Annotated in this window: 8 protein-coding genes; 5 read left to right on the forward strand and 3 right to left on the reverse strand. The window is 68.3% G+C overall.

Annotated features, from left to right (window positions below; genetic code table 11):
* Together NX1_RS18155 and NX1_RS18160 are read left to right on the forward strand one after the other, a co-directional pair.
* Positions 1-2,344: transglycosylase domain-containing protein (locus NX1_RS18155; RefSeq protein WP_373864885.1), on the forward strand; the 2,344-nt coding region annotated here is incomplete at its 5' end.
* Between the two features lie 141 nt (positions 2,345-2,485).
* Positions 2,486-4,195 (forward strand): glycosyltransferase family 87 protein, encoded by a 1,710-nt coding sequence (locus NX1_RS18160; RefSeq protein ID WP_373864886.1) that lies wholly within the window; start codon positions 2,486-2,488, stop codon positions 4,193-4,195.
* A 94-nt stretch (positions 4,196-4,289) separates the two neighbouring features.
* Here the strand turns inward: NX1_RS18160 and NX1_RS18165 are convergent, their stop codons facing one another.
* Positions 4,290-5,855, reverse strand: a complete 1,566-nt coding sequence (locus tag NX1_RS18165) for a TerD family protein (protein ID WP_084501548.1) — start codon at positions 5,853-5,855, stop codon at positions 4,290-4,292.
* Between the two features lie 43 nt (positions 5,856-5,898).
* Entirely contained in the window at positions 5,899-7,215 is a 1,317-nt protein-coding gene (locus NX1_RS18170; RefSeq protein ID WP_068060498.1) for a TerD family protein, read from the reverse strand.
* A 179-nt stretch (positions 7,216-7,394) separates the two neighbouring features.
* Between NX1_RS18170 and NX1_RS18175 the strand changes: the two genes are divergently transcribed.
* From NX1_RS18175 to NX1_RS18185, 3 genes are read left to right on the forward strand one after another with little or no spacing between them, the layout of a single operon-like run.
* On the forward strand, positions 7,395-8,018 hold the full coding sequence (locus NX1_RS18175; protein ID WP_068060501.1) for an AIM24 family protein: 624 nt from the start codon (positions 7,395-7,397) through the stop codon (positions 8,016-8,018).
* A 10-nt stretch (positions 8,019-8,028) separates the two neighbouring features.
* Complete coding sequence (locus NX1_RS18180) at positions 8,029-8,721, forward strand: AIM24 family protein (RefSeq protein WP_068060504.1); 693 nt, start codon at positions 8,029-8,031, stop codon at positions 8,719-8,721.
* 2 nt (positions 8,722-8,723) lie between these two features.
* Complete coding sequence (locus NX1_RS18185) at positions 8,724-9,488, forward strand: AIM24 family protein (protein WP_068060507.1); 765 nt, start codon at positions 8,724-8,726, stop codon at positions 9,486-9,488.
* Positions 9,489-9,720: 232 nt separating this feature from the next.
* Here the strand turns inward: NX1_RS18185 and NX1_RS18190 are convergent, their stop codons facing one another.
* Positions 9,721-11,076: a 2OG-Fe(II) oxygenase gene (locus NX1_RS18190; protein ID WP_068060510.1), complete on the reverse strand. Its 1,356-nt coding sequence runs from the start codon at positions 11,074-11,076 to the stop codon at positions 9,721-9,723.
* Positions 11,077-11,237: the final 161 nt, after the last annotated feature.

Genomic DNA, 11,237 nt, shown 5'->3' on the forward strand with positions numbered 1-11,237 from the left:
GAACGGCCCCGCCACCGGTGAGCGCCGCGCCCAGTCCGGCCAGCCGCCTTCGGGTCCACCGCCGCGCCGCGACGGCGGCGGTGACGGTGGTTCCGGCGGCGCGGGCAAGCGGCCCGGTGCGAAGAGGGTGCCTTGGAAGATGATCCGCAGGACGCTCTACGTGCTCATCGCCCTCGCCATCGTGGTGCCGAGCGCCGTCTTCCTGGTCGCCTACTCCACGGTGTCGGTGCCGCAGCCGGGCGACCTGAAGAGCAATCAGGTCGCGATGATCTACGCCGCCGACGGCAGCACGGTGCTGAGCAAAGTGGTCCCGCCGCAGGGCAATCGCACCGACGTGACGATCGAGCAGATCCCGCCGCACGTGCGCAACGCCGTGATCGCGGCCGAGGACCGGGATTTCTACACCAACCCCGGCTTCTCCATCTCCGGCTTCGTGCGCGCGGCCCGGGACAACGTGCTCGGCAAGGAGAGCGCGGGTGGTGGCTCGACGATCACCCAGCAGTACGTGAAGAACGCGCTGGTCGGTGACGAACGCTCGCTCACCCGAAAGATGCACGAGCTGGTCATCTCCGCGAAGATGGCGCGGCAGTGGAGCAAGGACGAGATCCTCGCCGCCTATCTGAACACCATCTACTTCGGTCGCGGCGCCTACGGTATCGACGCGGCGTCCAAGGCCTACTTCAGCAAGCCGGTGCAGGATCTGACCGTCGCCGAGGGCGCGGTGCTGGCCGCCACCATCCAGTTGCCCTCGCTGCTGGATCCGGAGAAGAACCCGGAGGGCGCCAAGACGCGCTGGAACTACGTGCTCGACGGCATGGTCGACGGCGGCAACCTGAAGTCCACCGACCGGCAGGGCATGCAGTACCCGAAGGTGACCCCGCTCGCGCAGACCCAGGACAAGACGCTGGACTCCGGACCGGAGGGCCTGATCAAGAGCCAGGTGCTCGAGGAGCTCGCCTCGGCGGGCATCAGCGAACAGCAGCTCAACACCGCGGGCCTGCAGATCACCACGACCATCGATCCGAAGGCCCAGCAGGCCGCGGTCGACGCCGCGACGAGCAAGATGCAGGGCGAGCCCGAGCAGCTGCGGACCGCGGTCGTGTCGATCGATCCGCGCACCGGCGCGGTGAAGGCCTACTACGGCGGCAACGACGGTCAGGGCTACGACTTCGCCAACGCGCCGCTGCAGACCGGCTCCTCGTTCAAGGTGGTCGGCTTGGCCGCCAACCTCGAACAGGGCATTCCGCTGTCGCAGATGTACGACAGCTCGCCGCTGACGGTGAACGGCATCAAGATCACCAACGTCGAGGGCGAGTCCTGCGGCATGTGCACCATCGCCGAGTCGCTCAAGCGTTCGCTGAACACCAGCTTCTACCGTATGCAGCTGGACATGGGCAACGGTCCGCAGAAGATCGCGGACATGGGCCACAAGCTCGGCATTCCCGAGGAGCTGCCCGGGGTCGGCAAGACGCTGTCCGAGTCGGACGGCTCCGGCCCGAACAACGGCATCGTGCTCGGCCAGTACCAGGCCCGCGCGATCGATATGGCCTCCGCCTACGCCACGCTGGCGGCCTCCGGCATGTACCACGCGCCGCACTTCGTGCAGCGGGTGGTGACCGGCGACGGCCAGGTGCTGCTCGACCGCGGCGACGTCGCGGGCGAACAGCGCGTCTCGGCGGCCGTCGCCGACAACGTGACCGCGGCGATGAAGCCGATCGCGGGCTACTCGCGCAACCACAACCTGGCAGGTGGTCGCGAATCGGCGGCCAAGACGGGCACCGCCCAGCTCGGCGACACCGGCGAGAACAAGGACACCTGGATGGTCGGTTACACGCCGTCGCTGTCCACCGCCGTGTGGGTCGGCAGCGTGGACAACTCGCCGCTGCGCAACTACGCCGGCGGCATGATCTACGGTTCCGGCCTGGCGTCGGACATCTGGAAGGCGACCATGGACGGCGCGCTGCAAGGCACCCCGACCGAGACCTTCCCGAAGCCCGCGCCGATCAAGGGCCAGGCGGGCGTTCCCGAGTGGACCGCGCCCTACACCCCGCCGTCGACGGTCGACGCCCCCGCGCCGCCGGTCGTCATCGCGCCGACCCAGGTGGAGATCCTGCCCGGTATCACCATCCCGGTCCCCGGCGTGCAGCCCAACCCACGCCCGCAGCAGCAGCAACGTGAGCAGGATCCGGGCCCGCTGCCCGGCCAGCCGGTCGCGCCGACCGGCGGCGGCTCGCCGACCCAAACGGGTTCGCCGCGTCCTGGCGGAACCGGAAACGGCGGCGGCAACGGAAACAGCGGCCAGGACGAGGGCTCGAACAGCACACAGCCGACGCGCAGCCGCTAGTCCGCGCAGCGGTCGACGTTCGTCGCGTAGTCCACATCCCGCCCCGGGTGGTGCGAACCGCCCGGGGCGGGCCTGTGTTCGGGGGCCGTTCGGCCGAACCTATTAGGCTCGGGTTCCGTGACCGATCAGCAAGTGGTGGACGTGCGGACTGGCCAGGCCGTGCGCTCCGGCGGGGGCTCGGGCGGCGGGACACACTACGCGGCGCCCGCGCCGTTGGCGCCCGACCTCCGCTCGGCCGACGCGCGGGATCGCCCGAGCCGCAACGATTCCCTCGCCGCGCAGCTGAGCACCGTCGTCGGCGGGCCGGTCGGCGATCACGCGCTGATCGGCAGGGTCGGCTTCTGGACGCCGCTGCGGGTGATCCTCGCCTTCACCGTGGTGTTCCTCGCGCTGGGCTGGGCTACCAAGGCGGGCTGCATCCAGCAGACCGAAGCGGGCAACGGCTCGCTGACGCTGGACTGGAACAACGGCCGCCAGTACGTCGCGATGTGCTACTCGGACACGGTGCCGCTGTACGGCGCCGAACGCCTCGACGAAGGCGCGTTCCCGTACAAAAAGGCCTGGGTCGAGCAGACCCCGGACGGCGGTCGCGAGACCAGGTACATGGAATACCCGGTGCTTTCCGGCCTGTACCAGTACGTGTCCATGCAGCTCGCCAAGACGTGGGACGCGCTGCCGCTGCCCGGCGCGCTCCAGGTGGTCATCTACTTCAATGTCGTCGCGTTCGGTCTCGCCATGGCCTGGCTGGTGACCGTGTGGGCCTCGGCGCTGCTCGCGGGGCGCCGGATCTGGGACGCGGCGCTCGTCGCGTGCTCGCCGCTGGTGATCGTGCACGCGTTCACCAATTTCGACGCGCTGGCGACCGCTCTCGCCGCCACCGGACTGCTCGCCTGGGCGCGGCGCAAGCCGGTGCTGGCCGGCGTGCTGCTCGGGCTCGGCGGCGCGGCGAAACTCTATCCGCTACTGCTGCTCGGCCCGATCGTGGTGCTGTGCCTGCGGGTCGATCCGATGCACCGGGTGCCGAGCACGCGGATCGGGCTGCGCATCCGCGATATCGACAGCGGCCGCGCTGCGCTGACCTGGCTGCGCGAAACGCCTTACCGCATTCAGTTCTTCGGCTTCCGTCCGCTTGGCGCGGCCGTCATCGCGGTGGTGGCCGCGGCGGGCACCTGGCTGACGGTGAACCTGCCGATCGCGCTGCTGTACCCGAACGGCTGGCAGGAGTTCTTCCGGCTCAACACCACCAGGCACGCCGACCCGGATTCCATCTACAACGTGATCACCTCGTTCACCGGCTGGCCCGGTTTCGACGGCGAACTGAACCACGGTGAGCCGCCGTCCATTCTGAACGCGGTCTCGCTGCTGCTGTTCGTATTGGCCTGCGCCGCGATCGCCTACATCGCGCTGACCGCGCCGCGCCGCCCGCGTCTCGCCCAGCTGTGCTTCCTGGTCGTCGCGGCGTTCCTGCTCACCAACAAGGTGTGGAGCCCGCAGTATTCGCTGTGGCTGGTGCCGCTGGCGGTGCTCGCGCTGCCTCACCGCCGAATCCTGTTGGCGTGGATGACGATCGACGCACTGGTCTGGGTGCCGCGCATGTTCTACTACCTCGGCATCGACCGCAAAGGCTTGCCCGAGCAGTGGTTCACGGGCACCGTCGTACTGCGCGACCTCGCGGTGATCGGACTGTGCGCGCTGATCGTGCGCCAGATCTACCGACCGGGCGAAGACCTGGTGCGCCGCGATTTCGTGGACGACCCCGCGGGCGGCGTATTCGACCGCACCGCCGACCCGCTGCTGCCCTGGCTACCGGAACCATTGCGCCCCAAGGCGACTCTGGCCCGCACCAGCTGACGCGTTATCGCAGCGGCTCGGCCACGTGCCGCGAGCGCGCACACGCCGCGAGCGGACGCGAAACGCGACCGGCGAACGCGACTACGGCGCGCAACTACTCCGACCGCAACAGCTTCGCCGCCCGCTGCGGATCCCGCGGCAGCAGATCGAGTTCCAGCTGCCAGGCGCTGCCGGTCCACGGATCGAACAGCGGCGTGTCCTCGACGGTCGGCAGATGACGGCAGGCCTGCGAGAGCGCCGCCACGGTCCCGTCCGGAGATTCGGATTCGTCGCTGCCGACGATCACGATGGACAGTCCGATCAGGTCGCCGCGCAGGGTCAGCGCGGAAATGCGTTGGGCGTCGGAGGCCTGGTACCCGTGCGGGAAGTCGGCGGCCAGCAGCACCCGGTGCTCGGTCGGCGGGGTGAAAGCACCGCTGGAGTAAGCCATTTCGGCCAGCTCCGCGGCGTCTACCAGGGCTTGCAGGCGCGGTGAGATGTCGCCGTGCTCGGTGATCGGCGGACCGTCCAGCACCGGCCCGAGCGGCGCGAGCAGTCCGCTGAACGCGCCGGTCAGGTCGATGACATCGATGCGGGTGCGCCTGCCTGGATCGGACGCGAGCAACCGGGCCAGTAGCGCGCCGACCACCGGAGCCACCGCCGCCGACCGCTCGGTGTCGATCCACAGCGGCCTGGTCAGCGGCACCGGAACACAGTACGGAATCCGCAGCGGACCGCGTTCGATCGCGTACAGCTCGCCGAGGCGGATGCCGTCACTGGCCTTCGCACGGCCCTCCCATGCCGGTGACGACCAGGAGGCCAGCGCGGGCGGCAGCAACCGGTCGGCCTCGGCGAGCTCGCGCATCAGATGCTCGCTGTCGCGCCGGTGATTGCCTTCGGCGACGGCGACGAGTTCGTCGCTGCGCTGTTGCGCCTCCCTGCGTTTCGCCTCGGCGACCGGCGTGTTCCTCGTCGCCGGGTCCGAGACCGCGGCCGAGAGCTCCTCGTCCAGCCGTTTGGCGGCGTAGTCGCGTGCCGAGACCAGCGCGGCGGCCGAGCGCGCCGCGTCCTCGAAGATCATCCACAGCCGTTCCAGCCCGTGCGAGACCTCGAGAACGGGAGCATCGGCCGGAGGGTGAGGACCGGCGATGCCCGCGCGGTCGGCCTGCGGATGCGATGCGGGCGCGCTCGTGTCGGCTCCGCCGGACACCTCCACGCCGTGCGCTGGCAACAACACCGGCAGCCCGCCCGCGTAGCCCTGACCGACGGCGCGGACCTTCCACGCGTCGCCGCGCCGATAGACCTCCAGACAGATCAGGGCCACCTCGCCCGCGGCGGGCATGATCGCGAATTCGGTGGTGATCGTGCCGTTCTCGGCCAGCGACGTGGTCACGGGACCGAGCTCGCCGGCGCCGGGCGCGGCGGCATCGGCGCTGACCACCAGCAGCACCGCCTTGGCGTCGGCGCGCACCTCGGCCAGGGTGATGGTCACCTCGTCACCGGTCAGCGCGACGCCGCCGGTGCTCGGCTGGTTGTAGAAGACGAAGTCCGCCGCGTCGAGAACACGCAGGTTCTCTGCCACCACCAGCGCGGAAACATCGAGCGCCGCATCGGCTTCGACGCCGAACCGGAGCACATCGCCGGAGAGCGGGATGTTCTGTCCTGCCTTCAGCTGAATCACGTTGTCTACCATGCTCTTCGCGCGTTCCCCCGACGAACCTTCCTCAGAGGAAACGGCCCAGCTGGGGAATCGCCTCGCCGGGATGCTTGGCTTGGAAGCCCTCGCCGAGCGCCTGCATCTTCCAGTCGCCGCCGACCCGGAACACCTTGGCCATCGCCATCGCGGTGAACCGCATGCCGCCCGCCATGGTGTACCTGGCGAGCTCGGCGTTGTTGGAACCGTCGACCAGACGGCAGAACGCGTTGCGCACCTGCTCGAAAGTGTGGCCCTTGTAGGAGGTCACGATGAACAGCAACGAGCTGATGTGCGCCGGAATCCTGGTCAGATCCACCAGGATGACCTCGTCGTCGCCCTCGCCCTCGCCGGTGAGATTGTCACCCTGGTGCCGCACCGAGCCGTCCTTGGAGGACAGCTGGCCGTAATAGGCGTAGTCGGCCGGGTTGGCGTCGGCGAACATGATCACCGAGGCGTCGAGATCGATGTCGACCGTGCGGTTGCCGAACATCCCGCGGCTCTGCACCGGATCCCAGCCGAGACCCATCTTCACGAAGGTGAGCGCCTGCCCGCCCTCCTTGCGCAGCGTGACGCGCTGACCCTTCTGCAAGCTGACCGGGCGGTCCTTGCTCAGGCTCACCTCGCCGGTGGGCTGCGCGGCCTGCTGCGGCGCCGCACTTTGCTGCGTGGCCGGTCCCGGCGGCGGGTAGCCACCACCGGGCGGGGGCGCGTACCCGGTGCCGGGCGGCGGCGGGTAGGAGCCGGTGGCCGCGTACTGCGGCGACTGCTGAGTCTGGGAGGTCGGCGGCGGGTAGTGCGTCGGCTGCGCGGCCTGGGTCGGCTGCGGCGGCGCCGCGGGCGCCTCGTCGACGGTGACGCCGTGGTCGGTGACGAGCGCGGCGAAACCGCCCGCGTAGCCCTGACCGACCGCGCGCACCTTCCAGGCGCCCTGGCGGCGGTACAGCTCGAGGGCGATCACGATGGACTCGGAGTCGAGCCCCTCGATCCGGTACTCGTACAACTGATTACCGCTGGAATCCGAGACGACGGCGATCGGCGGCGCGGACCTGCCGAAGTTGCTGGAGGCGTCGTCGAGGGTGATCACCGCGCGAATCTGGTCGATGTCGGCGGGCACCGCGTTCAGCGACACGGCCAGCGAGGCGGGCTGGCCCGCGGGCGCGGGCTGCAGGTTCACACCGGGGCCGGACGGCTGGTTGAAGAAGACGAAGTCCGCGTCCGAGCGGACCTTGCCACGCTCGGTCACCAGTAGCGCGGACAGATCCGCCGGTGCCGACAACTGGACGGAGATCACCACGTCGTTGGTGGCCAGTGGACCGTTCTGGCCCTTGGCGAGTGTTGCGGACAAGGTCGACCCTTCGCTTGTCGGTGCGTACGTTTGCCACTCTACGAGAAACGGCCCGGCCACCGCCGGAGTAAACGCCGCGCACGGCGTTGCGAACCGTGTGTGTCCGTTACAGTGACCGCTGGCAGCGGAACGTGACGACGACCCATGTTCCCGAACGAGACAGCAGGGCAAACCCCAAGATGGCACAACTTTTCGAACAGTCGAAGAAGGTGGTCGAGGCTCATCTCGCCGGAACGAGTGTCCGCGCGATAGCCGGTTCGATGATCGCCTACGAGGGAAACGTGCAGTTCAAGGCCGCCGGATTCGGCGGAGGCGACGGCGTGCTCGCCGGCCTCAAGCGGCGCGCCACCGGCGAGAAGCTGTCGCTGATGGAATGCGGCGGGCACGGCAGGGTCTTCTTCGCGGTGAACGGCCAGCACGTGTCGGTGGTGAACCTGAACGGTGAAACGCTACAGGTCGAATCGCAGCAGTTGCTCGCCTTCGCCGGGAACCTGCGCACCGACGTGCGTTTCGCGGGTTTGCGCGGCGCCTCGACCGGCGCCGGATTGTTCACCACCACAGTCACCGGGCAGGGGCAGGTCGCGTTGCTCTCGGCGGGCGGACCGCTGATCCACCTGGAGGTGTCGCCGCAGTACCCGCTGGTGGTCGATCCGGACGCGTTCGTCGCGGCGCAGGGCAACCTGAACCAGTCCTTCGTCACCGACGTCTCCTGGCGGACCATGATCGGTCAGGATGCGGGCGAGGCTTTCTCGCTGCGCTGGGAAGGCCAGGGCGTCGTGTTGATCCAGCCCGCGGAACGGTAAGGGGCAGGGGATGTTCGAGAAAGTCAACGGCAAGGTCGTCAAGGTCGACGTCGGCATGGCGGGCGGCGTGGTCGCCCGCAGCGGCGCGATGCTCTTCTACTCCGGCGACATTTCTTTTGCGCCGCATCAGATTCCGGGCGCACAGGGCATGGGCGGCGGCGGCCTGATGGGAATGGCGGGCCGGATGATGGCGGGCGAGCACGAGCGCACCATGCTCGCGCAAGGCAACGGCCAAGTGCACTACGGCTTCGCGGGGCTGGAGGTGCACGTCGTGCAGATGCAGCCCGGCGCGTCGCTGCGGGTGGAAGCCTCACGGCTGCTTGCCAATACGGCAGGACTGCAAAGCTCGATCGTCTCCGTCGCGAGCTCCGGCGGCGGCGGTGGCGGCGGTCTGATGGGCGCGCTGCGTGGCGCGGCCTCCGGTGCGCTGACCGGCCAGGGCATGTTCACCACGCAGCTGTCCGGGCACGGCGCGGCAGTGCTGCTCGCGCACGGCGGATTCCTCGAACTCCAAGTGGGCGGGCCGAATCCGGTCGTGGTCGACCCGCAGGCTTTCGTCGCCGCGTACGGCAATGTGCAGACCGAATTGAAGACCGCGCTGAGCTGGCGTGACGCGGTCGGGCGCGGCTCCGGCGAGGCGATGCAACTGCATTGCGTCGGACAGGGAGTCGTCTACGTGCAGGCCTCAGAAGAGAAGTTGTGACCATGGCCCAGATCCACAACCCGATGACGCTCGGCGAGAGCGACAACATCCCGGGAAACAGCTACGCCTACTGCATCGACCTGAACAAGCCGTGGTTCATGCGCAAGGGCGCGATGATCGCCTACTACGGCCAGATGAACTTCCAGCTGCTCACCCACGGCCTGCACGGCGGGCTGATGCACATGGTGTCGCAGCAGTTCTCGGCGCCACTGTTCACCAACGACTACGTGGTGGCCGAGGGCCACGGCAAGCTGATCATCGGCGACCGCGGCTACGACATCAATTCCTTCGATCTCGACGACGGCAACCTCACCATCCGCGCGGCCAACCTGCTCGCCTTCGAGCCGGGTCTCGCGCTGAAGCAGTCGATCGTGCCCGGCTTCCTGACGCTGATCGGCACCGGCAAGTTCCTCGCCTCCTCCAACGGTCCGGTGATATTCGCCGAGCCGCCGCTGCGGGTCGACCCGGAGTCGCTGGTCGGCTGGGCCGACTGCCCCTCCCCCAGTCACCACTACGACCACCAATGGGTCTCCAGCTTCCTGGCGGCGGGCGCCGCGCGCTTCGGCGTGAACTCCGGCGAAGAGCGGCAGTTCGACTTCACCGGCGCGGGAACGGTGCTCATCCAGTCCAGCGAGAAGGTCATGAGCGACTCGGTGCTGGTGCGCACGATCGAGGGCCAGCTCCAGAGCGGCGTCACCGTCGGCGGCCTGCAACGCCTCCAGGCCGTCATCGCCCAGCAGCTCGCGGGTCAGCAGCAGCACTACTGAGAACCGAAGACCGGCGCGACGCCCGCGCCGCGCCGGTCGAGTCCTTCGGTGGATCCCTCGGACCTGAATTGGCTGACGAAACGACCCACGATCGCCGCGGCCGTCATAAGCGCTACTTCTGACCCTCGCCCGATCGAACAGCGGCAGAGGGCAACCCGCGGACTTGTCAGCCTGTGGCCGACAGGTAGTCCCGCGTCGAAGGTTTACGCTGGGGATTGCTTGCGTGGCCGTTCTACTGACGGGGCCGGATGATGATCGCCGCGCGCCTGTACCAGAAACTGGCGGTGTTTCCTTCATTGCCCGTGTAACCCTCGATTTCCGACGCGAACGGCTCCAGCGTGGATTCCGATGCGCCCTTACACAATTCCTCATCCAGGACCGCGCGCACAGCGGGCTCACCGGCCGCCCCCGATCGGTCGATCAGCCACGTCAATGTGATGGTCGACCAGCGCAGCTCGCCGACATCTTCCGATCCCGGGACCAAAGGAAGGCTGGAGAGCACCGGAAGGCTCGCGGGGTCAGCGGGCTCGGGCTCCACCATTTCCCCATCTTCATCGAACTCCATGTCAGCGCTTTCGACGCATTTCCACTCGTCCGCGACGCGCTCCCAACGCTGACGATAGATCATCATCCACGAGGTGTAGTCCTCGTCGTAGGAGTCCACGACCTCCGCGAGCGCCAGCGAAATGTCGTATCCCGCGGTGTCGGCCGCCGCGAGCATCAGCCCAGCACGGGCAGCATCGCCACCCTTGAGCTGATCCCACCCCAGTCCGTGCTGGGAATACTGATGATCCAGCAGGTAGACGAGTTGATGAGGTGGGCGTTTCGCCGGCTGGCCGTGGGAAGACCACGCCGACGATTCCGTTGGTGTGGTGAAATGCGCGCGTAACTGCTCGGCCAGTAACGCGACCGCCGGATGCATCGCGAAAACGGCGGCCTCCGGGCCGGTACGCCCCTTCGCCATCAAGTTGTAGGTCAGCGTGATCCGGTAACCGTTGGTGACCGGCAGCACCTCGTGCTGGCAGTCGCCATAGAACGCGACGAAGGACAGCTCCTCCGGCGAACCCTGGTCGGTGACCTTCGTCCCCTGCTGCTCGATCACAAGCTCGCCACCGGTGAACGCCGAAGGCAGCGTCACCACCAACGTGCCGATCATGCCGTCGGCCTTCTCCGAATCCTGATGGCGGTGAAAGAATTGTCCCGGCTCGTACACCAGCATCGAATGCAGCTGCGCCGACAACTCGCAGTCCGGCCCCAGACCTAGCTCGGCCCGCAATATGTCCAGCATCGGCAGCAGCGTCTCGCGCCACTGCCGCTCATCGACCGTTACCCGGTCCCGCGGAACTTCCCATGTGTCACGCACATTCGCGTCCAAAAGGGTCTGCTCGCGCAGACCATACCGCGCCGGCCGCGCGATCTCGCACAGTCGCCGCGCCTGAGCCGGCGTCACCGGAAACCGGATTGGCCCCACCCCGTCTACCTCGATCACCAGGTTCTCCGCCGAGCCCGTCCGACGCGCAGCGAATGAACCCGCCAGCGGCACCGAACCCATGAGCTCGCCGATCACCCGTAAAGTCTTGTCCGTCATGCGCTTCTCCCGCGTTCGACAACGTTCGCGGGCATCCTCGCAGGGCCCACCGACGATCCAGCCCCGATGCCGAACCTTCGGAACATCGGGGACTGTGAGTCGGCCGGGCCCCTGGCCGGTCCAGCCACTACCGCACTACAAAGGGCAAACGTCGGATCCCG

The organism is Nocardia xishanensis NBRC 101358 (assembly GCF_001613365.1).
Taxonomy (GTDB): Bacteria; Actinomycetota; Actinomycetes; order Mycobacteriales; family Mycobacteriaceae; genus Nocardia; species Nocardia xishanensis.